Raw genomic sequence first — 24,992 nt, forward strand, 5'->3', positions numbered from 1 at the left:
ATTCCTCCACCCGAAGCCCGGGTTGGTGACGTATCAAGAAAGCGGGGAGGCGTCGTCAGCCCCGTTCGTGCGCAGTTCCCACGGCGGCATGCCCGTTACCTCGGAAAGGTTGCGCTGCAACGCAACGCCGGCCGGCAACGTCCGGTAGAAGATGGACACCTCGGCGATCTTGCCGTCAGAATCCATCAGTACGAAGAAGATGCCGTTGACCGCAGCGTCTCCGACTTGCAGCCGAAAATGTGCGGCGTGGTGGGTCTTGCCACTGAGGACCTCCATGTACGTGTCGTCGGACGACAGTCCGTTGACGGCCTTTATGGTTTCCACGGCAGTCTCGCGGCCGACGACTGGCTCATCGCCGAAGGGGCCGTACAGCGCCACGTTCTCGGCGAGCAAACCGCTGAGGGTGCGTCCGTCTGCGCCGTCGTTGATGCAGTCGGCGAAAGATTCCAGGGTGTCGCGGTGTGGGGCGAACGTGGTCATGCGCGTACTCCGGAGAAGTAATGGCCGTTGTCCAGATCGGCGAGCAGTTTGGGCTGAATGGGTTCCCAGCCCAGCGTCTTGCGCGTGATGATGCTGGTCGCCGGTAGGTCCATCGTGACCAGATTCGTGAACATCCCGAAGTATCCCGGCAGCATCAGTACGTCGATGGGAACGCTCACGGCGGGCAGGCCCAGACGGCTGCCGATGGCCTCGGCGATCTCGCGAAGCGGGGTGTCCCCGTCCTCACTCGCGTGCCAATATCTACCGGCCGGACCCTGCTCCAGCGCTAAACGAAACAGGGAGGCGACGTCGCGGATGTGCACGGCGCCCCAAAGGTTTTCACCGTCTCCGGGGTAGCCGGCGAAGCCCTTCTCCTGCGCGAGCGCGATGAGCCCCGGCAGGAAGCCGGCACTGTCGGTCGTGCCGTGTGCGATGGGCGGAAGCCGCACGATCGACGAGCGCACTCCCTGCTCGGCGAGGCCGACCACGGCGGTCTCCACGACGTTGCGAACACGCAGGGTGCCCCTGTGCTCGTCGCCGCTGGGCAGGGCGGGGTCTTCCTCGGTGGCTGGCCGGCCGAGGTTGCCGGCCGAACCGATGCTGCCCGCCACGACCAGCGGCTTTCCGGTTCCCGCGAGCGCCTCGCCGTACGCGAGCATGATCTGGAGTTCCGCGGCGGCGACTGCGTCCATCCCGCCGGTCGGAAGCAGGTCTTGCCGATGCGCGACGTGGATGACTCCGTCGGAGTCCGCGGCCGCCTCCTTGAGCCCGTCGAGATGGTCGAGGTCGCCGCGACGCGCCGTCGCGCCGAGCGCGGATAGGGCGTCTGCGGATGTGTCCGACCGGGCCAGACCGGTGACGTCATGCCCGGCGGCGATGAGCTCGGGGATGATGTGCGAACCGGCATGGCCGGTACCGCCAGTGATGAAAACGCGCATGTGATGTCCTTTTGAGGTAGGTGGAGGCGCCTCAGCTGAGAATGCTGACGCCGAGGAAGAGGTTGGTGTCCTTGACGGAATGGGTGATGAGGCCCAGCTGCAGCAGGGTCGCGTTCTCCAGTGCCCGCGCCATTGGCAGCTGCCCGGCCGGGGCCGTGCCGCGCGTCCTGGCAGTGCCGCCGCCGAGTGTGGCTGCCAACGCTTTGGCTTTGGCCGGGTCGCGGCCGATGATCTCGATTGTGTTGCCGCCGGCGAGCGCACGGCTGGCCAGGGCGCTGGCCATGCTCCCCACGCCGATGATGCTGATGCTGCTCATGACCTGTCCCGTCTTGACGTACGATCAAAAAGGTTGACTCGTCCACCATAAGTGGATTTGGATGAGGAGTCAACCAATTGATAGAGAGCGTGGAGGCGGATGGAGCCGAACTGGCTGAACCCTCGTGAACACCGCGCCTGGCGGGCCTTCGTAGACGCGCGTCACCAGGTCGGCGTGCACCTAGACCGGGGCCTGCAGGAATCGGGCCTGTCCGGGGCCGACTACGAGGTCCTGGCGTTGCTTTCGGATCACGACGGGGACCGAATGCCTTCCCATGAGCTGCGCAACGCATTGGGCTGGGAGAAGAGCCGTCTGTCCCACCAATTGCGGCGCATGCAGAAGGACGGGCTGATCAGCCGCGAGCCCAACCCCGCCGACGCCCGCAGCACGCTGGTCTGCCTGCTCCCGGTTGGCCGCGCCGCCATCGAGAAAGCGGCGCCCGGGCACGTGGCGGACGTCCGCCGGAACTTCATCGATCTGCTGACCCCAGATGAGCTCGACACGCTCGCCACCCTTAACGAGCGAATCCTGCAGCACCTGGCTACGAACTACGACTCCCCCGCTGAAGACGAGCCTTCGTAACCCCTATCCGCCCTGAGGGATTCAGCCTGGCAGAAGATCACCGATACGGACCTCCACGACGCTTTCCTGAGGGCGCGGCACGCTCGTGCAGCTGGATATCGACAAGTTCACCGGGACAACCTATTACGACACCTTGCGTGTGACTCTCAGTCGAAGGGATCCTAAGGAGTTCCTGTTATTCAACCGCGATGACGTCGGCAAGCGGGCCGCGCGTGCGTTATTCACGATTCGACTCGCTCACCACCTCGGCCAGCGAACACAGACTGCGGCCGAGGTAAGAGCCGACCTCGACGAACGTGCTGCCTTCTGCGAAGGTCGTCACGGCCTCCTCCTGCAGGTCGCGCCACCCAAACCAACCGCGAATCTGCGACCAGTGCGATATCGGTGCAGTGCGGTCGTCGGCAGGGGAGCTCATGTGTTCAGATCTTTCCCCCGCAGCGCATCGGCAATCCTCGTTCGACGGTGCGCACCGGATCGCCGATTTCCGCCTCAGAGCCGTTGTCCGCACGCAAGATCCGCGAAGGCGCCGTTGAGCATTGCTCTCCTGAATCTCTGACAATACTGCCGGCGGATTGATGATCTAGGGCGTGATCGGCTACACCGGCCGCGTGGCCGCCCATCATGCCACCATCCGCGACCGTTGACGACGGACAGGCTCGGAGACGACCCGTCAATGTGTCCCTCTACCCATGCCGCCACCCGCAGAGGTTCCCGCCGCCTTTGACGCCGACACCTACGTAGTGCCCGTCGTCTGCGTCCTCGGGGCAGCGGTCGCGCGGTCCCTTCGGGATGACACCGTCGGGTGCCCTCGTTCGGGGCGACCCAGTGGCGGCGAGTTCTGCTCAAACCCTGCCAGACATCTCATGCAGTCGGCGTCAGCACCTGCACCCCGGACAGGATCGTTTCTATTGCGCGCTGGTAGTCGGGATCGTTGCCGTGGGTGGTTCTGGTGGTGAGGGCGACCTCGTGGGTCTTGCCGGTCGCGGGGACAACGACTACCAGCAGAGTCTCGGCCGCCGGAGGCAACCCCGCCGTGGTCCGGATATAGCGGAACGTTTGGCCGGGAAACCCGCACACCTCGGAGTCGGTCGCAGTCAGATCTCTGTTGCCGGAGTCCTTTTCGGCCTTCGCACGCATGTTCTCGAATTCCGTCGCCGGATCGCGATGGCCCACCAATGTCCTGAGCTCCACTGACGCCGACGCGATGCGGCCGACCCTCAAATTCCCGTTCGCCATCGCGAACCGGCGATCCTCCGACTCCTGCTCCGACTCACGCTGCCAGCCTGTCGGCTGGGGAATAACGACGTGTGGCTCGTCGGCCCGGGAGGGGATCGGCGTCATGGGTGCCGACACGAGGTTGCACGCGCTGGGGGTACCGGTGGCTTTCGGTTGTGCGGCGGCAGGGCCGGATGTTTCTGATGTTTCGCGCGTACACCCAACCGCCACCAGCGTGAACAACAGAACCCCGACCATCGTCCTTGCCCGGGTGAAGGTCATCACGAACTCCTTTCGACTCCACCGTCACAGAAACCGGGTGTTCCTCGCAAGGCCGCTTTTCGAATCACCGGTTATGTTCGGGCACGGGTTCAATAACTGACGGACCCACCGAAGATCACTGCCGCAGCAACCGATATCGGGCCGCAGTCACCGTGGAGGACCGCGGTGGAGCACTTGTGCATTCGCCGCTCGATACCGTCAACGGGTATACGTCCAGTCACTCCCTGGCTGCCGCCGAAGTCGCGCGCCGAGTGCTGTGCGGTGGGCACCGAGCGGACTTCCGCACGCCGACAGAACTGGCCCCAACGGCGGGAGACTGTCGGGCGTCCGTGCGCCGTTGTTACGGTTGTGGCGTATGGCTTTCACCCCGGGACTCGTCGATGCCAAGGATCGCAGGCCGGGTATGCCGCGTGAGCCATGGAACCGGGGCGTCGCGGTCCTATTCCGCTTCGCGTTTGTGTACTTCGGTCTGTTCTGTCTGACGTTTGCCCAGATTCTGTTCGTATACACCGGGATCTTCAGCGTGTCACTTCCCGACCAGGCCGCCATTTGGCAGATGATCCTGGCCGAACCCGCCCTCAGCTGGGTCGCACGACACGTTTTCGGGTTCGATGCCGTGCTGCACCAGGATTCAGGTAGCGGTGACCAAGCGATCATCTGGTTGCTGCTGTGCTGCCTCCTGATCATCGCCACGGTCGCGACGATCGTGTGGACGGTGCTGGACCGTCGGCGCGTCGACTACACCCGTCTCAATGCCTGGTTCCTGACGTTCCTTCGGCTGTGTCTGGCCGGGCAGATGCTCTTCTACGGACTAGCCAAAGTCATTCCGACCCAGATGCCCGCCCCGCCGCTGGCTGCGCTGTTGCGCCCGTTCGGTGACCTGAGCCCGGCGTCGGTGTTGTGGCTGCAGGTCGGTAGCTCCCCGGCGTATGAGATCGCACTCGGCGCGGTGGAGCTTTGCGCGGGTCTGCTGTTGTTCCTGCCGCGGACCGCGACACTGGGCGCCCTGCTCAGCCTGGCCAGCATGGGGCAGGTGTTCCTACTGAACATGACCTACGACGTCCCCGTCAAGATCTTGTCGCTGCATCTACTGCTGATGAGCGTGGTCCTGCTGGTGCCGCAGACCCGCCGATTGGCGAATGTCTTTGTCCTTCAGCGATCGGCGGAGCCGGTGACGCAGCCGCCGCTGTTCACCTCCAAAAGAGCCAACCGGACCGCGACGGTCGTCCAGGCGGTGCTGGGCGTCTGGGTGCTTGCGGGCTGCGTGCTGTTGAACTGGCAGGGCTGGTACGAGTACGGCGGCGGTCGACCAAAGCCTGAGCTGTACGGCATCTGGTCGGTGACGGAGTTCACCCGCGACGAGAGGGCGGTCCCTCCCTCGACGGATGACGAACACCGTTGGCAGCGTGTCATTTTCGACATGCCGGAGGTGGTCACGTATCAGCAGATGAACGGCGATCTCGTCGACGCCCCCGTAACGGTCGACGGTCGAACCCTCACCCTCACCATGCCGGACCAGCCTGCCCCGCTCGCCGCGCTGAACTTCGAGCGGCCCTCTCCAGACCTCCTGCGGCTTGACGGGCACGTCGACGGCCGGCCGGTGACGATGTCGCTCGAGCGCGTCGACCTGCAGGCGTTCACACTGCGCAAGCGCGGATTCAACTGGATTCAGGAGTATCCGTACTTCCGCTGACGGGCGGAATCCGTCTGCTCTGATCCTCTCCAGCACCACCGGAATGGCGAAATCTGCGGACAGCCTCACCCATCGCGGCCCCGCAGACCGTTCCGATCGCCGCCCACCACCACTGGCCCGTCGCTGATGCGATGCCCGCACCGATCATCAAACCGATGATCAGCGGAAGATAGAAGAACCTCCAGGCCACCTCTTGAGTTAGAGTCTTCCGCGCCATAACCCCGACGGTAGCGCGTATTTCGCTCAGATCAAGTGAGTCGAGGAGATGCACATGGCACGGGCGCCACTCTCCGGGGGCAACTCCGCTGTTCCCTGAGGGAACCGGTTGGGCCGAAGCAGAGGGGTTCCATCGACTGCTTACGACGCGCTCGCAGCGGATCGGTTCGGCTTCTCGGGCGGCCACCTTCGAGGCCGTCACCGGAAGTCCTGCGCCACAGCCCAAATGGTGCCGGGTCAGCAACATCGACGACGTCGGCTCCGGTCTCGTTGGGCTGACCGCGGCGGTGTCTGCGAGCCTCGGAATCTACGCCTCAGCATCTGCGATGGACGCCCGCCGTCAGCCCTTCGCCATGTTGGTGAAGCGCGACAGGTGCAACTGATGCGCGACGGTGATCGTCTTCGTCGGACCGCTGCGGTGCTTCGCGATGATCAAGTCCGCCTCACCACCACGCGGGTCATCACGCTCGAACGCATCCGGTCGATGAAGCAGGATCACCATGTCGCTATCCTGCTCGATACTGCCGCTTTCGCGTAGGTCCGACAGCATCGGCTTCTTGTCGGTGCGCTGCTCGGGCCCCCGGTTCAGCTGACTCATCGCGACGACAGGGACTTCCAGCTCCTTGGCCAAAAGCTTTATCTGACGCGAGAATTCGGAGACCTCCTGCTGTCTCGACTCGACCTTCTTGCCGGAGGTCATCAGCTGCAGGTAATCGAGAACGATCAGGCGCAGGTCCGACTTTTGCTTGAGCCGACGCGCCTTCGCCCTGATCTCCATCATCGTCAGGTTCGGCGAGTCGTCGATATACAAAGGCGCTTCGCTGATTTCGCTCATCCGCCGCGCCAGCCGGGTCCAGTCGTCGTCGTTCATCCGGCCCAAGCGCATGTCGGCGAGCTTGATCTTCGCCTCGGCCGACAGCAGGCGCATCACGATCTCGGACTTACTCATTTCCAACGAGAAAATGACGCTCGCCATGCGGTGCTTGATGGAGCACGACCGTAGGAAGTCCAGGCCCAGTGTTGAGTTGTGCGTCGGGATCATTCCCGTTCCAGCCAGATACAGATGGTCTTCAGCGCTGACCTCGACGCACCGAACCGGAACGCTGTCGACCCTGCGCACCGCTTCAATACCCCACGTTGATCGGTGGCCCCCACCAACCGTCACGAGCGCCGGAACCCGGGCTGCGGTAACGACATCCACGCCGGCACGCAAGGTCGCGGTGACCTGGATACCGCGTTCTGTCGGCCACTGGTGCTCGGCGTCGGCGACGATCACCGTTCCATCTGAGAACTCGACCTCGAAGCACGGCCGTCCGAACATGACGTCCGTCGCCGCGACCACTTGCGTCGGCTCACCGTTGGCACCGATCAGCTGATCGCCGACGGCGACCTCACCCATCGTCGTCCAGCCCGTCGGCGTAGGCAGCGGGGTATCGAGCTTGAGCGCCTTGCCCATACCGGGCCTCGCCGCGATGACGATCATCTGCCCCGGATGCAAGCCGTTGGTGAGATCGTCGAGATCGGTGAAGCCCGTCGGCACGCCACGCGCCAGCCCACCCGCCGATGCGATCGCATCAATCTCGTCCATCGTCGGCTGGAGGAGCTGTTCCAGCGGCACGAAGTCTTCCGAAGTATTGCGGCCCTCGGTCACGTCGTAGATCTCGGCCTGCGCGCGGTCCACGATGTCGGCCACGTCGGCGCCATCCGCACCCGCATAGCCGTACTGCACGACGCGCGTGCCGGCCTCCACGAGGCGACGTAACAAGGCCTTCTCCGCCACGATGCCCGCGTAGTACCCGGCGTTGGCTGCGGTCGGCACCGTAGAGATCAGCGTGTGCAGATACGGCGCTCCACCGATGCGGCGCAACAACCCGCGCCGATCCAGCTCTGCCGCGACAGTCACCGCGTCGGCCGGCTCACCGCGGCCGTACAGGTCCAGGACTGCGTCATAGACGTTCTGATGCGCGGGCTTGTAGAAGTCGCCAGGACGCAGCTTCTCCAGCACGTCGGCGATCGCGTCCTTGCTCAGGAGCATGCCGCCGAGCACCGCCTGTTCGGCTGCGGCGTCCTGCGGGGGCTGGCGGCCGAAGTCCTCGCGGGGTGGCGCGGCGTCCATGTCCGAATGGCCGAGATCATCCACGACAGCCACGGAGCTACACCTCCCCAGAACTAGGTCGAACACTCGTTCGACTAAAGGCTACCGCGGCATTGAGACAAGTTTCGGACAATCCGCCCCCGATCGATCGTCCTCACGGACTTGCGACGGCCAACGCTAGACGTTGCTGGGAGCACAACAAACCCACCCTGTTCATAGACCTGTGCATCGCCTGTGGATAGGTCTGGACAGGCATGTTGAGTCGTTGGGGAGAACCTGTGGATAACTTTCTTTTTTCAGAGCATCCGCGCAGATAGCCGCACCATAAACCCCATGGAATTCTGTGGATGGGAATTCCCACGGCGTGTCGTCATCGGTTGCGGTCTCGGGCGTGTTGTGTTTCGGCTTGGGGCCGCGCAGGTTAACAGCGGGTTAGCTTCGCTGTCACCTAACTACCGCGCGAAGTTCGCCAGCACCTTCCGGCACGCACAGCAACGGCCGGGTGAGAATAGAACAGGTTCTCACCCGGCCGTATTGCTGCTGAGGTTACTGTCCGGCGACGACGCTCACCGACACCGAAGCGTCCACGTCGGGATGTAGCCGCACCGTGATCGGGTGGGTGCCGACCGACTTGATGTGCGCCTTGGGCAGTTGCACCGTGCGCTTGTCCAGATTCGGGCCGCCGGCCTTCTTGATGGCCGCAACCACGTCGGCGCCCGTGACCGAACCGAACAGCTTCCCGCTGTCCCCGGCCGCCTTCACGGACAGCTCGACCGCGCCCAGACCTTCGAGCGTGGTCTTGAGCTCCCGAGCATGCTCGAGCCCCTGGACGGCCTTGGCCTCGCGGGCCCGGCGGATCTCCTCGGCCTGGCGCTCGGCGCCACGCGACGCGACGACAGCCATGCCGCGGGGCAACAGGAAGTTGCGTCCGTAGCCGTCCTTGACCTCGACAATGTCGCCCGAGATACCCAGGTGCTCCACCTCGGTAGTGAGAATGAGTTTCATATCTTGTCCTTATCGCGTCGACGAGCTGAACGGCAGCAGCGCCACCTCGCGGGCGTTCTTCACCGCGATCGCGATGTCGCGCTGGTGCTGCACGCAGTTACCGGTGACGCGACGAGCACGGATCTTGCCGCGCTCGCTGATGTAGGTACGCAGCAGTGCCGTGTCCTTGTAGTCGATGATCTGGTTCTTGCCCTTTTTGGAGCAGAACACGCACTTGCGGGTCTTGACCGGCTTCTCGGGAGCCGGCCGCCTCTTGGTCGAGGACTTCGCCATTGTCTATCTCTTTCTGGTAATTGAAATTGAAGTCAGAAGGGGGGTTCGTCGTCGCTACCGCTGAACGAACCGGACGCGGGAGCGCTGCCCCACGGATCGTCCTGCTTGGCGTCGGAGCCACCGGCCGGAGCGGCGCTGCGGGAGCCACCGCCGCCGCCACTACCGAACCCACCGCCACCGCCGCCGCTGCGGCTGGCCTTGTTCACCTTGGCTGTGGCGTACTTCAGCGACGGGCCGATCTCGTCGACCTCGAGCTCCACCACGGTGCGCTTCTCGCCTTCACGGGTTTCGAACGAACGCTGCTTGAGCCGTCCGCTGACGATCACGCGTGAACCACGGGTCAGGCTCTCGGCCACGTTCTCCGCCGCCTCGCGCCAGATGCTGCAGCGGAGGAACAGCGCTTCGCCGTCCTTCCACTCATTGGTCTGACGATCGAAGATGCGCGGAGTCGACGCCACTGTGAAGTTGGCGACGGCTGCGCCTGACGGGGTGAACCGAAGCTCGGGGTCTGCCGTCAGGTTTCCGATAACCGTGATGATGGTGTCACCAGCCACGTGATCCTCCTGGATTGGGTTGTCGCGCGAAGTCAGTCGCAGGCGAGCCTACGGAGCCGCTCCGACGTACGGCAGCCTTTAGTGCTTGTCGGTCCGCATGACCTTGGTCCGCAGGACGGACTCGTTCAGGTTGAGCTGGCGGTCCAGTTCGGACACCGTCGCGGGCTCGGCCTTCACATCGACGATGGCGTAGATGCCCTCGGCGTGCTTGGCGATCTCGTATGCCAGCCGGCGCTTGCCCCAGATGTCGACCTTGTCGACAGAGCCGCCGTCCTTTCGGATGACGTTCAGGAACGTCTCCAGCGACGGAGCAACAGTGCGCTCGTCGAGAGTGGGGTCGAGGATGACCATGATTTCGTATGGACGCATAAGAACCCATCACCTCCTACGGTCTAGTTCGGCCACGGCGATTTCCGTGGCAGGAGGGTTACCTGCGTCGGCAACCGGCCCAGGCTACAGGAATGCCCGCTGATCTGCGAAATCGCACTGCTCGGCGGCGGCGCAATCGGAGGCGGCGTTCGGCCGTCGCGGCTACTTGGCGTCGACGAGTTCGGGATCGGGCTCCGGCGGGGCGCTTACCCGCATCCTGTCCCGATCCGGGCGGAGCCAATCGGGCAGCCATCGCGGCGGAGCGTCGGGTGCCCCGTCGAAGACACCGCCGGCGGGGTCGTCGACCTGGCCGCCAAACCTCACCAGATCCTTCTCCGGCCGGTAGATCTGGTGGACCACCAGCGCACACAAGCCGATCACCGCGATGTCGCGCAGCAGCACCATGACGGTGAACGGCTGCTCGGGCAGTCCCTTGTTCTGCTCGCCGTAGATGTACAACATCCGCGGTATCCATATCAGCGCGTCGATCGTCATCCACGCGAGCAGGATGCGGCGATGCGGCAGCGCGAGGACGGCGAGGGGGACCAGCCACAGCGAGAACTGTGGGCTCCACACCTTGTTCGTCAGCAGGAAGGCCGCAACGACGAGGAACGCCACCTGCGCCACCCGCGGCCGCTGCTTGGCCGTCAGCGCGATGTAAGTGATTGCGATACAACATGATGCGAACAACAACGCCGACACCGTGTTGGTCACCGTCGGGGGCTCCCAGAAGCCGAGGTCGGTATCGAAACCCTGCCAGTCGGTGAACGACTTCACCACGTTGTAGATCGAATCCATATCGTCGCCGCGACGGGTGTTGAGCCGGAAGAACTCCGACCATCCTCGCGGGAAGAGGGCCATGATCGGCAGGTTCACCACCACCCACGTCACCACCGCGGCAATCGCCGTCTTACCGACCTCGCGCACCTTTCCGGTACGCACCGCCAACACCGCCAGCGGGATCAGCAGCAGCAGCGGGTACAACTTCGCTGCCACGCCGAGACCGATGAGCGTCCCGGCCAGGACCGGTTTTCGCCGGGCCCAGGCGAGCAACGCCCCCGTCGCGAAAGCCGTTGCGAGCGCGTCGAAGTTGGTGAAAATCTGGAAGATCACGATCGGTGACGCGGCTACCAATGCCGCATCCCACACCCGTCGTGGGCCTGCCAGCTGCGATGTCGCCCACACCGTCGCCAGCCATGCCAGCGCCAGCCCGAACGCGGCGATGTTGAAGAACATCACGACCTCGGCGATTATCGGCAACGACACCAGCTTGGACAGCGCGGTGTACGACTTGGCCAGCGCCATTGATCCGTACTGATACAGCCCCGTCAACACCGGATACTCCATGTACCGCACCGCGGTACTCCCGTCGTACTGCACCTTCGGCTGGCCCGTGGAGTCCTTCTCGATCCAGCTGGACTTGTAGGGGAACTTGCCGAGATTCAGCAGTTCTGCGGTGTAAAGGGGCACGGTGTCGGAGTAGCAGAGTTCGTAGTACGCGCGCTGGTTGTCCCAGTTGGCGACGCGTTGGTTCGGTGCGCCCGTACCGGTGGTCTGCAGGCATGCGGCCTTGGTCGAGTAGCCCAGCGCGAGTAGCACCAGCGCGATCAGCAGCATCGCCCGCAGCGGTGTGAAGAACCGTTGCCTGCCGATCAGCGCATGCCTGCCGACCGGTCCGCCGATCGTCTCGGACAGCGCGGCGCCGATCGTGTCGGTGCGGCTGGGCAGGTCTCGGTTGTCGAGGCTCCGCAGGTCTTCTGCCGGCCGAGCCGGCGATTCGGCATAAGCCAGGTTGGCCGGCGACGCGGTCGACGGCAACGGCGAGCCCGTAGTCGGCTCGCCGTCATCGTCCCGATCTACTGCGTCGGTCACGGAGGCGGCGGCGCTCCCGGCACCCCCGGCGGCGGCGGTGGCGGTGGCGCACCGGGTGCGGCGGGCACGGGCGGGCCGACGGGCACGGTGGTCGGCGGACCCCACGGGATCGTCACTCCGGGCGCCAACTCGATCGTCGGCTGGATCACGGTTGTCTGCGGCACGGGCGGCACATCCGGCGGCTGGGACGACGGAGGCGGCGCCGGCGCTTGCGGCACACCCGCATAGCCGCCGATCTCCTCGGGCTTGGGGAACGTCTCGTTGTCGGTGCCTTCCAGCGCACCGTCCATCGTCGCCTTCCAGATGTCCGACGGCAGGCCGGATCCATAGACCGGCGATCCGTAACTGTTCTCCAGCGGTTTGGTGCCTTCGGTGGTGCCGACCCAGACCGCCGTCGACAGCGACGGCGTGAAGCCGACCATCCACGCGTCACGGTTGGCGCCGGTGTCCCCGAGCTGGTTCGTGCCGGTCTTGGCCGCCGACGGACGACCGCCGGCCAGCGCATGGCCGTTGGAGTACGCGGCGATGGGCTGCATCGCGGCGATCACATTCTCGGCGACCTTCTTGTCGAGGCGCTGTTCGCCCTCGTTGTCCTGCTGCGACGCGTCGAACAACACCTCGCCCGCGGAGTTGACGACCTTCTGCACGAAATGCGGCTTGTGGTAGACGCCGGACGCCGCGATCGTCGCGTACGCCGACGCCATGTCCAGGACGCGACTCTGATACTGGCCCAACACGATTCCGTTGTTCGGCGGTCCGCCCTGACCGTCCTCTGACAAGGTGTGATCCACACCGGGGAAGCTCTCGGCGATGCCCGCCTGATGCGCGGCCTCCGCGACATCGGCCGGCCCGTTCTCCAGCTTGAGCATCAGCCGGTAGTAGCTCGTGTTGAGCGACCGTTTCAGCGCCTCGGCGATGTTGCAGGTGCCGCAGCCACCGCCTTCGACGTTGTTGATCGTGATGCCGTTCATGGACACCGGCGAACTGTCGACCTGTGTGCCAAGGCCCATGCCCTGCTGCAGTGCCGCCACCAACGCGAACACCTTGAAGGACGAACCCGTTGGCAGCCCGGCCTGCGCGAAGTCGAAGCCGTTGGCGTCCGTTCCGCCGTAGTACGCCTCGACCCCGCCGTTGTTCGGATTGATCGACACGATCGCGGTGCGCATGTCGGGGTCCTGCCCCTCCAGGTACTCGGCCGCGGCTTCCTCGGCGGCCTGCTGCGCTTGGGGGTTGATCGTCGTGGTGATCTGCAGGCCCTCGGTGTTCAGCGTCTGCTCGTCGATGTCGAACAGCTCGAGCAGTTCCTTTTGCACCTGGTGTTCGATCAGACCGTTGGGGCCGGTGGTCTGGTTGGCCACCCTGGCCTGGTCCGGTGGCACCGTCGGCGGAAACACCTGCGCCGCACGCTCTTCTGGCGAAAGCGCCCCGATGGTCACCATGCCGTCAAGCACCCAGTTCCAGCGCACCAGTGCGCCGTCCGGGTTGACGGCAGGATCAAGCCCCGACGGCTGCTGGATCAGCGCGGCCAGCAGGGCGCCCTCGGCGACGTTGAGCTGTTCGACGGGTTTACCGAAGTACGCGTGCGATGCGGCGCCGACGCCGTAGGAGCCGCGACCGAAGTAGATGATGTTCAGATACGACTGCAGCACCTGATCTTTGGACCATTGGCCGGACATCTTCGTCGAGATGACCACTTCCTTGGCCTTGCGGATCAGGCCGCCGACACCCGATCGTTCGTCGCCGACCAACGCGTTCTTCACGTACTGCTGGGTGATCGTGGAGCCACCCTGCAGGTCGCCGCCGAACAGGTTGTTCTTCATGGCCCTGATGAAGCCGGTGAACGAGAATCCGGGGTTGGAGTAGAAGTCGCGGTCTTCGGCGGCCATCACCGCGTTACGCACCTGCACCGGTATCTGGTCGATGTCGACGTCGACGCGGTTACCTTCCGGCGGAACGATTTTCGCCAGTTCGCTGCCGTCGCTGGCCAAGATCGTCGAGACCTGATTGGTGCGGATATCGCCGGGCTTGGGCACGTCGACGATCATGTAGGCCATCGCGAAGGTGATGATCGGCAGCACGATCATCACGGCCACCGCCGCGACCAGCCCGCGCCGGATCCACTTCCAGTTGATCTGCGGACGGTGCGCCGGCTGCCTTTCCGGCGGGCCTCCGGGCGGCCCTCCACCGCCTGGCGGACGGCGCGGTGGCACAGGGGGCGGCTGCTTCGGCGCCGGTGTGCCGTCGAGGGCGGCCTTCACCGCGTCGACGGGGTCGCGCCACTGGGGCGGAGCGACATCGCGCACCGGCGGCAAGATGGCGGTGCGCCTGTCGTCGGGCGGAAGGCTGCGCGTGCGGGGCGGGCCGGGCGAATCGGCCCGCTGGCGGTGCCGTCCCGCGTCGTCGGACGGCTTGGGTCCCGGGTCGCTCACACCATCAGCCATACGCCCTGCACGGACGTCGTCGGCTGACCGGTCGTGGCGCCCTTCGCTATTCACTGGCCGTGCGCGCACGACTGCGCGCCGTCTGGGTCCGCCTCGGTGTGCGCGATCCCTTCGGTGGCGGGATGGCGCCGAGGACGTACGACTTGACCAAGTGATTCCATTCGCAGGTGCGGCATACCTCCACCACGTGTACGGAGAACTCGTCGAAGCGGGTTGCCAGCAGGACCAGTTCCTCGGCGGTGCGCGCCGAACCGGACACGGCGCCCAGGTGATCGCCGAACACCCACGACACCAGGGTGAGCTGCTCCTTGCGGCAGATCGGGCAGGTCACCGAGCTGGGCTTCCCATGGAACTTCGCGGCTCGCAGCAGATACGGATTGGCGTCGCAGACGTCCGAGACCCCGGTGCGTCCCGAGTAGACCTCCGCCAGCAGGGACCGCCGACGAAGCGCGTAGTCCACCACCTGTCGCTGCAATCGCACGGAGACCAGAGTACGTCGACCGCGCGGCGGCGGAGGCGCGACGCCGCCGTGGCTTACTCCCCGTAGGCGGTGACCTGGACGCCTGACATTTACGATCATCGTCGTGGCGAACCGGCAGACGGCAGGAACGCGGGCCAAGGACAGCGACCGCAACGACACATGCAGGATCCTCGACAGCGCGCTCGCCGACGGGCAGCTGTCGATGGAGGAGCACCGGACACGGGTGGCCTTGGCGACGCAGTCGGAGACGCTGGGCGATCTGCAGTCGCTGATCTCCGACCTGCAGACCGCCAACGCGCCGGTCCAGTTGCCCGATCTCAAGAGACGTCCCAAATTGCCCGCAGTGGCCGGTGGCGCCGGCTGGGGGCTGCGCCTTGCCGTGGCGGGCGTGCTCGTCGCATTCGGTGTGGGAATCGGCTGGGGCCTCTATGGCAACACCACCTCGCCGCTGAGTTTCACCTCCGACCCCGGCGCCAAGTCCGACGGCATCCCCGGGAAGGTCCTGACCCCGCCGAAGCAGCTCCAGTCCCTCGGCGGCCTCAACGGCCTGCTCGAGCAGATGCGCCAGCGGTTCGGCGACACCATGGGGTACGACATGGTGATCTATCCCGAGTACGCAGTGCTCTACCGGCCCGACCCCAGCGATGAACGGCGGAAGCTGAGCTACACCTATCGGGGCGGATTCGACGATCCGTCGACCCAGGCGAAGAGCGAGGACGACGTCCTCGTCGACCTGGCCGCCTTCGATGTGGAAACCGCGGTCGGCATCCTGCGCGGCGCCGCGGAGACCGTCGGCCTGAACCCCGCCGACGTGAAGAAGGAAAACACCTACCTGACCATCGACCCCACCCGGGATTCGACCACTCCCGGCGAGCTCACACTGCGCGCCAACGTCTCCAGTGACTTCGGCAGCGGCTCGGTCACCTTCGCCGGCGACGGCACGGTCAAGCGCATCGACACCGTCGACTGACGTCGTCGCAGTTCGTGGGGACTTAGCCCTTCGTTGGCGCCGAATATATCGGCGCGATACTATTGCCAGAGGTGTTGGACCGCCGTAACGGCCAAGCAAACTCTTTCGGGGAGGTGATTCGAATGTTGGAGCTCGCCATCCTGGGACTTCTCCTCGAATCGCCGATGCACGGCTATGAGCTGCGCAAACGACTGACAGGCCTACTCGGCGCGTTCCGGGCGTTCTCCTATGGCTCGCTGTATCCGGCGCTGCGCCGCATGCAGGCCGACGGGCTGATCGTCGAGGACGCCGCACCCGAGGGCATTCCGAAGATGCGCCGTGCGCGGCGTGTGTACCGGCTCAGCGAAGCGGGCATCAACCGCTTCACCGAACTGGTCGCCGACACCGGGCCGCAGAATTTCTCGGACGACGGATTCGGAGTCCACCTGGCCTTCTTCAACCGCACGCCCGCCGAAGCGCGGATGCGGATTCTGGAGGGGCGCCGCCGTCAGGTGGAGGAACGCCGCGAAGGCCTGCGCGAGGCAGTGGCGCGGGCCAGCAGCTCGATCGACCGCTACACCCGCCAGCTTCACCAGCTCGGGTTGGAGTCCAGCGAGCGCGAAGTGACATGGCTCAACGAATTGATTGCGGCGGAACGAACCGCGCAGCAACGGGCTGAACAGCCGTAAGTACTACCGGGTTGCAGGACAGGGAAAGAAGGGAAGAAGCCGTCATGACTTCTAGTTCAGACGTGCGCGTCGCAATCGTCGGAGTGGGGAACTGCGCGTCCTCGCTGGTGCAGGGCGTGCAGTACTACAAAGACGCCGACGAGAACGTCACGGTTCCCGGCCTGATGCACGTGCGGCTCGGCCCGTACCACGTGCGTGACGTGAACTTCGTCGCCGCGTTCGACGTCGACGCCAAGAAGGTCGGCTTCGACCTCTCCGAAGCCATCTTCGCGTCGGAGAACAACACCATCAAGATCGCGGACGTGCCGCCCACCAACGTGGTCGTGCAGCGCGGTCCGACCCTCGACGGCATCGGCAAGTACTACGCCGACACCATCGAGTTGTCCGACACCGAGCCGGCCGACGTCGTCAAGGTGCTCAAGGACAACGAGGTCGACGTACTGGTTTCGTACCTGCCCGTCGGCTCCGAAGAGGCCGACAAGTTCTACGCGCAGTGCTGCATCGACGCCAAGGTGGCATTCGTCAACGCGCTGCCCGTCTTCATCGCCTCCGACCCGGTGTGGGCGAAGAAGTTCACCGACGCGGGCGTGCCGATCGTCGGCGACGACATCAAGAGCCAGGTCGGCGCGACGATCACCCACCGCGTGATGGCCAAGCTGTTCGAAGACCGCGGCGTGCAGCTCGACCGCACGATGCAGCTCAACGTCGGCGGCAACATGGACTTCCTCAACATGCTCGAGCGCGAGCGCCTCGAGTCCAAGAAGATCTCCAAGACCCAGGCGGTCACCTCCAACCTGCAGCGCGAGTTCAAGACCAAGGACGTGCACATCGGTCCGTCCGATCACGTCGGCTGGCTCGACGACCGCAAGTGGGCCTACGTGCGTCTCGAGGGCCGCGCCTTCGGTGACGTGCCGCTGAACCTGGAGTACAAGCTCGAGGTGTGGGACTCGCCGAACTCGGCCGGCGTCATCATCGACGCCGTGCGCGCGGCGAAGATCGCCAAGGACCGCGGTATCGGCGGACCGGTCGTGGCCGCGTCGGCGTACCTGATGAAGAGCCCTCCGAAGCAGCTGCCCGACGACATCGCGCGGGCCCAGCTCGAGGATTTCATCGAGGGCTGATTCGGCGCGAAATTGCATTCCGGCAGCGAAAGTTCGAGAAGACGCCTGCGGGAATGCAATTTCGGCGTTTATGTAGGGTGCCCTAATGACCGACATCAGCGCTGATGACGAGCTCGCTTCGCTATCCGAGTTCACTTTCCTCAAAGAGAACGCCCGGCAGGCCGGTGTGACGGGCTCGCTGCCAGCCGTCGAGCGCATCGACACCGCGGCCGTCAGTGCGCTGAAATTCGGCGATGGCACACCTCGGGTGGTGTTCCTGCACGGCGGCGGTCAGAACGCACACACCTTCGACACCGTGATCATCGGTCTTGGCGAGCCCGCGCTGTCGGTCGATCTGCCCGGGCACGGCCGCTCGGCATGGCGCGAGGACGGCGACTACGGCCCCAAGCTGAACGCCACCGCGGTCGAGCCGGTCGTGCGCGCATTCGCTCCGGATGCGGACCTCGTCGTCGGGATGTCACTGGGCGGGCTGACGGCCCTTCGACTGGCGGTGACGGCGCCCGAACTCGTGCGCAAGCTGGTCCTCGTCGACGTGACGCCATCGGCCCCCGAGCGGCACACCGAGATGACCGACGAGCAGAAGGGCACGGTCGCGTTGGTCCAGGGCGAGAAGACGTTCCCCACTTTCGACTCGATGCTTGAGGTCACCATGGCCGCCGCACCGCATCGGGACCGAGAATCGTTGCGGCGCGGGGTTTTCCACAACGCCAAACGCCTCGACGACGGCACCTGGACGTGGCGCTACGACTCGTTCCGCAAGGGCGAGGGCTTTGACGGGCTGTGGGACGACGTCCCCAACCTCGACACGCCCACCACATTGGTGCGCGGCGCGAACTCGTTCTTCGTCAACGACGACGATGCCGCCGAATTCGCCCGTATCGCACCGGGTTTCCAGACCGTGCACATTGTCGAGAACTCCGGCCACTCCGTGCAGAGCGACCAGCCGCTCAAGCTCGTCGAGATCCTGCGCGGGGTGCTGTCCGACTAGCGCCACCTGCTGTCGTCGGATTCGACGACCGACGCGCCGAGCCTGAACGCAAGGCCCTTGCCGATCCGGCAAGGTGAAGTGACGCGCCAACACCGTTGGTCTTCCGTTCACCTTCTGCTCACCGACTGCTACCCCAGCTGTCGTAGGTTTTCGCCGTCTGGCCACAGCCCCGGCCGACCGCCCATACCGAAGGAACCGCCATGGCACTCGTGCCCCTCAATCTGCTCGTCAGCCACAACGGAAAGTCCAAGCGCCAGCACATCACCTGCGTCTACAAGTGCGGGGACGCGTGCTCCAAACCGGTGCGCAACACGAGCGACAACGAGTACTTCGGCGACGTCGTCAAGGCGGTGTCCCGTCGCTCGATGCTGCAGGCCGGTGGGATCGCGGTACTCGCTGTCGGCGCGGGTTCGGCGTTGGCCGCCTGCGGAACCGACGAACAGCCCGCCGCGACTCCGGCGCCATCGACGGCGCCCGATGAGACGCCGCCGGGCATGAAGTTCGCCTCGGTCGCACCCAACAGCGAGGACGTCGTGGTCATCCCCGACGGCTACGAGCAAGCGGTGGTGATCAGCTGGGGCGACCCCGTCCTTCCCGACGCACCGGCGTTCGACGTCACCAAGCAGACCGGCGCCGCACAGCGTGGCCAATTCGGCTTCAACAACGACTTCGCGGGACTGCTGCCGATCGAAGGACAGCAGGGCCGCTTCCTGTTGGTGACCAACTTCGAGTATGTCGACCCGGTGTTCATGTTCCCCGGATACAACGCCGACGCACCGACGCGTGAACAGTTCGACATCGAGGTCGCCGCGATCGGCATGGGCGTCGTCGAGGTCGAGCGCACTTCCGAAGGGCTCAAGCCTGTGATGGGCCGCTACAACCGCCGCATCACCGCAGACTCCCCGCTGACGCTGACCGGGCCCGCCGCCGGTACCGACCTCGTCAAGACCCCCGCCGACCCGACCGGCCGGACAATCGCTGGCACCTTCGCCAACTGCGCTGGTGGTGTGACCCCCTGGGGCACAGTGCTTTCCGGTGAGGAGAACTTCCAGGACTACTTCGGTGCCGCCGAGGGCTCGCCGGCCCCGCCGCCGGTAGATGCCGACCGCCTCGACCGCTACGGTGTCTCGCTGGAACCGTCCGTTCTCCGGTGGGAGAACTTCGATCCGCGCTTCGACCTGTCCAAGACGCCCACCGAACCGAACCGGTTCGGCTACATCGTCGAGCTCAACCCGTGGGATCCCAACTCGGTGCCCGTGAAGCATTCCGCATTGGGCCGGCTCAAGCACGAGGGCGCCAACGTCTACATCACCGACGACGGCACCGTGGTGGTCTACACCGGCGACGACGAACGCTTCGACTACATGTACAAGTTCATCTCCAGCAAGAAGATGCAGCCAGGCACGGATCCCGCCGCGATGGCGCACAACATGACGCTGCTCGAGGAGGGCACCCTCTACGTCGCCAAGCTGTCCAGCGACATCCCGGCCGATCAGATCGACGGGTCGGGCAAGCTGCCGTCGAAGGGCTCGTTCGCCGGTACCGGAATCTGGCTCCCGTTGCTGAAGTCCGGCCCGAACGGGGAAGCCGAGTCGCTGGTCGACGGGGTCACCGCACAGGAGGCCGCGGTCTTCACCCGACTCGCCGCCGATAAAGCCGGCGCCACCAAGATGGACCGGCCCGAGGACTTCGAGGCCAATCCCAAGACCGGCAAGGTCTACGTCGCGCTGACCAACAACAACGAGCGCGGCGCACCGGGCGAAGCGGCGCCCGATGCGTCCAATCCGCGCAACGACAACAAGAGCGGCCAGGTCCTCGAGATCACCGACGACCACGCAGGCACCGACTTCACGTGGGATCTGCTGCTCGTGTGCGGGGATCCGGCCGCGGCCGACACCTATTTCGGCGGATTCGACAAGACCAAGGTCAGCCCGATCTCTTGCCCGGACAACCTCGCGTTCGACAGCCACGGCAACCTGTGGATCTCGACGGACGGCAACGCTTTGGACTCCAACGACGGCCTGTTCGCCGTGGCGCTCGAGGGCCCCAACCGCGGCGAGACCAAGCAATTCCTCACCGTGCCGCTAGGGGCAGAGACATGCGGCCCGATCGTCACCGACGATCTGGTGACCGTCTGTGTGCAGCATCCCGGCGAGAACGACGACAACAGCATCGACGACCCGCTTTCGCGCTGGCCCGAGGGCGGAAACGGCACGGCGCGGCCGTCGGTGGTTGCGGTGTGGCGAGCGGACGGGAATATCGGGGTGTGAGCGAACGTACGGTTGACGGGTGAGCCTCCCTTCCCAGAGACACGTACGCATCGGCGTCCAACTACAGCCACAACATGCCCCTCAATACCGCCACCTCCGCGACGCGGTGCGGCGAGCCGAAGACATCGGTGTCGACGTCGCGTTCAACTGGGATCACTTCTTTCCGCTCTACGGTGACCCCGACGGTGCGCACTACGAATGCTGGACGATGCTCGGCGCCTGGGCAGAGCAGACGTCGCGCCTGGAGATCGGTGCGTTGGTCACGTGCAACTCGTATCGGAACCCGGAACTGCTCGCGGATATGGCCCGCACCGTCGACAACATCAGTGACGGCCGGCTGATCCTCGGGATCCGGTCGGGCTGGAAGCAGAAGGATTACGACGAGTACGGCTATGAATTCGGCACTGCGGGCGGACGGCTGGATGACCTCGCCGGCGCGCTCCCCCGGATCACGTCGCGGCTGGCCAAGCTGAATCCAGCGCCGACGCGGGATATCCCGATCCTGATCGGAGGTGGCGGCGAGCGCAAGACGCTGCGCCTGGTCGCCCAGTACGCCGACATCTGGCACAGCTTCGCCGACAGCGCCGAGTACCCGCGCAAGGCACAGATCCTCGACGGCCACTGCGCCGAAGCAGGCCGCGAGCCAGCCGAGATCGAAAGGTCGGCAGGTGTCTCTGGCGACGACGAGGAAGCGCTCATCAAGGAGGCCGACGCGCTGGCCGGGCTCGGAGTCGCCCTCCTGACCGTAGGTGTCAACGGGCCTGATTACGATCTGACGCGGGCCGAAGCTCTATGCCGCTGGCGCGACCGCCGCAACGGCTAATTACTGAAGCTGCGTAACGGCTCCGGGTCGGGTAGGTGCCGTGAGAGGCTGGTGCTGCCATGCCCAAGAAGTATGGGGTCAAGGAGAAAGACCTCGTGGTCGCCCACGTGGTCAACTTGATCTTGACCGGCAAACTGCGGTCGGGAGACCGCGTTGACCGCAACGAGATCGCGCAGGAACTCGGCGTCTCGCGGGTCCCGATTCAAGAAGCGGTCGTCCAGCTCGAGCACGACGGCATTCTGTCCACCCAGTACCACCGCGGGGCGTACGTAGAGCTCTTCGACGAGTCGGTGGTCCGCGAGCACCACGAGATCTACGGAATGCTCAGCGGCATCGCGTCGGCGCGCGCGGCGGAAGCCCACGACCCCGAGCATTTGCGACAACTCGAGGCGCTGCTCGCGACGATGCGCGCCAACGTGGACTCGCGTGCCTTCCAGGAAGCGGCCTGGGAGTTCCGCGTCCTGATCAACGACGAGTACTCAGGCCCACGACTGCTGGCGGTCATCCGGGGGTCGCAGTCGTTCATGCCACGGGCGTTCTGGCTGGCGTACCTCGACAACCACCGGGACCTGCTGCCGTTCTACGAGGCTGAGCTCAACGCCATTCACCGCGGCGACGCCGCGGCCGCACGCGCCGCGAACACGGAACGGGCCGAGGCGATGGGCCGGATCATGCTCGCCGAGTTGGTGCGCCGCGGCGTGTTCAAGCCCGCCGGCGCCCCGACAGATGCGTTCTGATTGAGCGCAACGCGGTGTGACCGCGCCGTCGGTGGATACCTTGCATTGATGAGGCCCTGTAAGACATTCACCGTCGCGCTCATCACCGTACTGATCGCCGGGATGGCCATGGCTGCGCCCGCGTCGGCTCAGGTCGACCAGTGCGCACCTCCTGGCATTGAAAGCGCCAGCGCGCTGCCGACCAACCTCGCGGCCGCGGCGAAAGGCCCCGCCGAGGACCGGTACACCACCGCGACCGTGCAACCGCTGGACCGCATCGACGTCGACGCGCTGGGACTCAGCACGCCGGGCACCCTGACCGTCGGCACGCTGTCGGACGCCCCGCCGAGCATCTGCATCGACTCGGCAGGCCAGTTCACCGGGTTCGACAACGAGCTGCTGCGCGCGATCGCCGAAAAGCTGGGTCTCGAGATCAATTTCGTCGGCACCGAATTCTCCGGTCTGCTGGCACAGGTGGCGTCGCGACGCTTCGACGTCGGGTCATCCTCGATCACCACGACCGAGGCGCGTCGCCGCACCGTCGGATTCACCAATGGCTATGACTTCGGCTACTTTTCGCTCGTCGTGCCGACCGGATCGCCGATCACCGGCTTCGACAAGCTTGCGGCCGGGCAACGGATCGGTGTCGTGCAGGGCACCGTCCAGGAGGCCTACGTGATTGACACGCTCGGTCTGGATCCCGTGAAGTTCCCGGACTACAACACCGTCTACGCCAGTCTGAAAACCCGGCAGATCGACGCGTGGGTGGCCCCGTCACAACAGGCGGTGGGCACGGTGCAGCCGGGCGATCCTGCCGAGATCATCGAAAACACCTTCAGCTTGGACAATTTCGTCGCGTGGGCCGTCGCGAACGACAACCCTCCGCTCATCGACGCGCTGAACTCCGGGCTGGACGCGATCATCGCCGACGGCACCTGGTCGCGGCTCTACACCGACTGGGTGCCGCGCGCTCTGCCGCCCGGATGGAAGCCGGGGTCGAAGGCGGCGCCGGTCCCTCAGCTGCCCGACTTCGACGCCATCGCGGCCGAAAACCAAGAAGCGTCTTCGGGTGCGGCGGCGCCGAAGTCGACCCTGGCGCAACTCGCCGCCGCGTTCGGGAACTGGGAGCTGTACAAGCAGGCGATTCCCGATCTGTTGAAAACCGGTCTGCCGAATACGCTGCTTCTGACCGTCAGTGCGGCGGTGATCGGCCTGGTCCTCGGCATGGCGTTGGCGGTGGCCGGGATCTCCCGGCACCGTTGGTTGCGATGGCCTGCGCGGGTGTACACCGACATCTTCCGGGGACTGCCCGAAGTGGTGATCATCCTGTTGATCGGCCTCGGCCTGGGACCGGTGGTCGGCGGGCTCACCGGCAACAACCCGTATCCACTCGGGATCGCTGCGCTGGGGCTGATGGCGGCGGCATACGTCGGGGAGATCTTCCGGTCCGGCATCCAGAGTGTCGAATCCGGCCAGATGGAAGCGTCACGCGCGCTGGGCTTCTCGTATCCGACTTCGATGCGGCTGGTGGTGGTCCCGCAGGGCATTCGAAGGGTCTTGCCCGCGTTGATGAATCAGTTCATCTCGCTGTTGAAGGCGTCCTCGCTGGTGTACTTCCTCGGGCTGATCGCCAATCAGCGCGAGCTGTTCCAGGTCGGCCGCGACCTCAACGCGCAGACCGGCAATCTGTCGCCCCTGGTCGCGGCCGGTTTCTTTTACCTGTTGCTCACCGTCCCGTTGACTCATCTGGTGAACTACATCGACGGCCGACTGCGTCGCGGTGCCAAACCCACCGAGGAAGATCCGCTCGTGTTGTCGAATTCTCAGGAGATGATCTGATGGATGCAGTTTCGTTGAGCGCCAACGACATCCACCTGTCATTCGGGCCCAGTGCGGTGCTGCGCGGCGTGGACATCGACGCACCCGCAGGCACCACTACCGCGGTGATCGGGCCGTCCGGGTCAGGAAAGTCGACGCTGTTGCGGACCCTGAACCGGTTGTACGAACCCGAGCGCGGGGACATCCTGCTCGACGGGCGGTCGGTGCTGGCTGACAATCCGGACCGCTTGCGCCAGCGCATCGGGATGGTCTTCCAACAGTTCAACCTCTTCCCGCACCGCAGCGTGCTGGACAACGTCACGCTGGCGCCGCGCAAGCTCAAGCGGCTCGACGCCGATCAGGCGCGCGAACTCGGGCTGGCGCAACTGGAACGGGTCGGGCTGCGGCACAAGGCGGCGGTACGCCCGTCGACGCTGTCGGGCGGCCAGCAGCAGCGGGTGGCGATCGCCCGGGCACTCGCGATGTCCCCGGAGGTGATGTTCTTCGACGAAGCCACGTCGGCCTTGGATCCCGAACTGGTGAAGGGCATCCTGGCGCTCATCGCCGACCTCGGCGCCGACGGTATGACGATGGTCGTCGTCACCCACGAAATGGGGTTCGCCCGGTCGGCTGCGGACGCCGTCGTGTTCATGGACCACGGCAAGGTTGTCGAGTCGGGTGCGCCCGAGCAGGTCTTCGAGGCCGCCGAGACCGACCGGCTGAAACGCTTCCTTTCGCAAGTACTGTGAAGCTTACGTGTTCGTCACACAACTTGGCAGGCTCAGACAGGTTAGACTGCCGAAATT

25 protein-coding genes are annotated in these 24,992 nt (G+C 65.3%); 11 read left to right on the forward strand and 14 right to left on the reverse strand.

What is annotated here, in order from left to right; all coding sequences use genetic code 11:
- Positions 1-33: 33 nt before the first annotated feature.
- From CSQ99_RS24265 to CSQ99_RS24275, 3 genes are read right to left on the reverse strand one after another with little or no spacing between them, the layout of a single operon-like run.
- On the reverse strand, positions 34-480 hold the full coding sequence (locus tag CSQ99_RS24265; protein WP_099041556.1) for a nuclear transport factor 2-like protein: 447 nt from the start codon (positions 478-480) through the stop codon (positions 34-36).
- The gene (locus CSQ99_RS24270) at positions 477-1,418 is read right to left on the reverse strand and encodes an SDR family oxidoreductase (protein ID WP_099041557.1); all 942 of its coding nucleotides are present in this window, start codon (positions 1,416-1,418) and stop codon (positions 477-479) included. The genes CSQ99_RS24265 and CSQ99_RS24270 overlap by 4 nt, the downstream gene beginning before the upstream one ends.
- A gap of 31 nt (positions 1,419-1,449) precedes the next feature.
- Positions 1,450-1,734, reverse strand: coding sequence for an NAD(P)-binding domain-containing protein (locus tag CSQ99_RS24275; RefSeq protein WP_099041558.1), 285 nt, complete (start codon positions 1,732-1,734; stop codon positions 1,450-1,452).
- A gap of 99 nt (positions 1,735-1,833) precedes the next feature.
- Between CSQ99_RS24275 and CSQ99_RS24280 the strand changes: the two genes are divergently transcribed.
- A complete protein-coding gene (locus CSQ99_RS24280) occupies positions 1,834-2,316 on the forward strand; it encodes a MarR family transcriptional regulator (protein ID WP_099041559.1) in 483 nt (160 codons plus the stop codon).
- Positions 2,317-2,533: 217 nt separating this feature from the next.
- On the opposite strand, the gene CSQ99_RS24285 is transcribed toward CSQ99_RS24280, so the two are convergent.
- Together CSQ99_RS24285 and CSQ99_RS24290 are read right to left on the reverse strand one after the other, a co-directional pair.
- Positions 2,534-2,731 carry a hypothetical protein gene (locus CSQ99_RS24285; protein ID WP_176561200.1) on the reverse strand — a complete coding sequence of 66 codons (198 nt, stop codon included), beginning with the start codon at positions 2,729-2,731 and terminating at the stop codon, positions 2,534-2,536.
- Positions 2,732-3,177: 446 nt separating this feature from the next.
- On the reverse strand, positions 3,178-3,813 hold the full coding sequence (locus CSQ99_RS24290; protein ID WP_099041560.1) for an LpqN/LpqT family lipoprotein: 636 nt from the start codon (positions 3,811-3,813) through the stop codon (positions 3,178-3,180).
- 355 nt (positions 3,814-4,168) lie between these two features.
- Between CSQ99_RS24290 and CSQ99_RS24295 the strand changes: the two genes are divergently transcribed.
- Entirely contained in the window at positions 4,169-5,506 is a 1,338-nt protein-coding gene (locus CSQ99_RS24295) for a DoxX family protein (RefSeq protein WP_245909063.1), read from the forward strand.
- Here the strand turns inward: CSQ99_RS24295 and CSQ99_RS30815 are convergent.
- The 9 genes from CSQ99_RS30815 to CSQ99_RS24335 all read right to left on the reverse strand — a co-directional run bounded on the left by CSQ99_RS30815 (position 5,472) and on the right by CSQ99_RS24335 (position 14,812).
- Positions 5,472-5,723, reverse strand: coding sequence for a hypothetical protein (locus tag CSQ99_RS30815; protein WP_141562727.1), 252 nt, complete (start codon positions 5,721-5,723; stop codon positions 5,472-5,474). The two genes, CSQ99_RS24295 and CSQ99_RS30815, sit on opposite strands and share 35 nt — an antisense overlap.
- Before the next feature lie 339 nt (positions 5,724-6,062).
- Positions 6,063-7,871 carry a replicative DNA helicase gene (dnaB, locus tag CSQ99_RS24300; RefSeq protein WP_099041561.1) on the reverse strand — a complete coding sequence of 603 codons (1,809 nt, stop codon included), beginning with the start codon at positions 7,869-7,871 and terminating at the stop codon, positions 6,063-6,065.
- Between the two features lie 492 nt (positions 7,872-8,363).
- A complete protein-coding gene (rplI, locus tag CSQ99_RS24305; RefSeq protein WP_099041562.1) occupies positions 8,364-8,822 on the reverse strand; it encodes a 50S ribosomal protein L9 in 459 nt (152 codons plus the stop codon).
- Between the two features lie 9 nt (positions 8,823-8,831).
- Complete coding sequence (gene rpsR, locus CSQ99_RS24310) at positions 8,832-9,095, reverse strand: 30S ribosomal protein S18 (protein ID WP_014210198.1); 264 nt, start codon at positions 9,093-9,095, stop codon at positions 8,832-8,834.
- Between the two features lie 32 nt (positions 9,096-9,127).
- Positions 9,128-9,649 (reverse strand): single-stranded DNA-binding protein, encoded by a 522-nt coding sequence (locus tag CSQ99_RS24315; RefSeq protein WP_099041563.1) that lies wholly within the window; start codon positions 9,647-9,649, stop codon positions 9,128-9,130.
- A 78-nt stretch (positions 9,650-9,727) separates the two neighbouring features.
- Positions 9,728-10,018 (reverse strand): 30S ribosomal protein S6, encoded by a 291-nt coding sequence (rpsF, locus tag CSQ99_RS24320; RefSeq protein ID WP_099041564.1) that lies wholly within the window; start codon positions 10,016-10,018, stop codon positions 9,728-9,730.
- A gap of 162 nt (positions 10,019-10,180) precedes the next feature.
- Positions 10,181-11,809 carry a glycosyltransferase family 87 protein gene (locus CSQ99_RS24325; protein WP_099041585.1) on the reverse strand — a complete coding sequence of 543 codons (1,629 nt, stop codon included), beginning with the start codon at positions 11,807-11,809 and terminating at the stop codon, positions 10,181-10,183.
- 77 nt (positions 11,810-11,886) lie between these two features.
- On the reverse strand, positions 11,887-14,331 hold the full coding sequence (locus tag CSQ99_RS24330; RefSeq protein ID WP_245909064.1) for a transglycosylase domain-containing protein: 2,445 nt from the start codon (positions 14,329-14,331) through the stop codon (positions 11,887-11,889).
- 46 nt (positions 14,332-14,377) lie between these two features.
- Positions 14,378-14,812, reverse strand: coding sequence for a DUF5318 domain-containing protein (locus tag CSQ99_RS24335; protein WP_099041565.1), 435 nt, complete (start codon positions 14,810-14,812; stop codon positions 14,378-14,380).
- A gap of 103 nt (positions 14,813-14,915) precedes the next feature.
- Here CSQ99_RS24335 and CSQ99_RS24340 point away from each other — a divergent pair, with 103 nt between their 5' ends.
- From CSQ99_RS24340 to CSQ99_RS24380, 9 genes are all read left to right on the forward strand, one after another.
- Positions 14,916-15,782, forward strand: coding sequence for a DUF1707 SHOCT-like domain-containing protein (locus tag CSQ99_RS24340; protein WP_099041566.1), 867 nt, complete (start codon positions 14,916-14,918; stop codon positions 15,780-15,782).
- 122 nt (positions 15,783-15,904) lie between these two features.
- Complete coding sequence (locus CSQ99_RS24345) at positions 15,905-16,450, forward strand: PadR family transcriptional regulator (protein ID WP_099041567.1); 546 nt, start codon at positions 15,905-15,907, stop codon at positions 16,448-16,450.
- A 44-nt stretch (positions 16,451-16,494) separates the two neighbouring features.
- Positions 16,495-17,571 carry an inositol-3-phosphate synthase gene (locus CSQ99_RS24350; protein ID WP_099041568.1) on the forward strand — a complete coding sequence of 359 codons (1,077 nt, stop codon included), beginning with the start codon at positions 16,495-16,497 and terminating at the stop codon, positions 17,569-17,571.
- An 85-nt stretch (positions 17,572-17,656) separates the two neighbouring features.
- Positions 17,657-18,559 (forward strand): alpha/beta fold hydrolase, encoded by a 903-nt coding sequence (locus CSQ99_RS24355; RefSeq protein ID WP_099041569.1) that lies wholly within the window; start codon positions 17,657-17,659, stop codon positions 18,557-18,559.
- Between the two features lie 200 nt (positions 18,560-18,759).
- Positions 18,760-20,829 (forward strand): PhoX family protein, encoded by a 2,070-nt coding sequence (locus CSQ99_RS24360; RefSeq protein WP_099041570.1) that lies wholly within the window; start codon positions 18,760-18,762, stop codon positions 20,827-20,829.
- Positions 20,830-20,848: 19 nt separating this feature from the next.
- Positions 20,849-21,652 (forward strand): LLM class F420-dependent oxidoreductase, encoded by an 804-nt coding sequence (locus CSQ99_RS24365; protein WP_099041571.1) that lies wholly within the window; start codon positions 20,849-20,851, stop codon positions 21,650-21,652.
- Between the two features lie 59 nt (positions 21,653-21,711).
- Positions 21,712-22,389 carry a GntR family transcriptional regulator gene (locus CSQ99_RS24370; protein WP_099041572.1) on the forward strand — a complete coding sequence of 226 codons (678 nt, stop codon included), beginning with the start codon at positions 21,712-21,714 and terminating at the stop codon, positions 22,387-22,389.
- Between the two features lie 48 nt (positions 22,390-22,437).
- A complete protein-coding gene (locus CSQ99_RS24375) occupies positions 22,438-24,207 on the forward strand; it encodes an ABC transporter substrate-binding protein/permease (protein ID WP_099041573.1) in 1,770 nt (589 codons plus the stop codon).
- Positions 24,207-24,935 carry an amino acid ABC transporter ATP-binding protein gene (locus CSQ99_RS24380; protein WP_099041574.1) on the forward strand — a complete coding sequence of 243 codons (729 nt, stop codon included), beginning with the start codon at positions 24,207-24,209 and terminating at the stop codon, positions 24,933-24,935. Before CSQ99_RS24375 ends, CSQ99_RS24380 begins: the two co-directional genes overlap by 1 nt.
- Positions 24,936-24,992: the final 57 nt, after the last annotated feature.

Origin of the sequence: Mycobacterium neglectum (assembly GCF_002591975.1) — a bacterium.
In the GTDB taxonomy this organism is placed as follows: domain Bacteria; phylum Actinomycetota; class Actinomycetes; order Mycobacteriales; family Mycobacteriaceae; genus Mycobacterium; species Mycobacterium neglectum.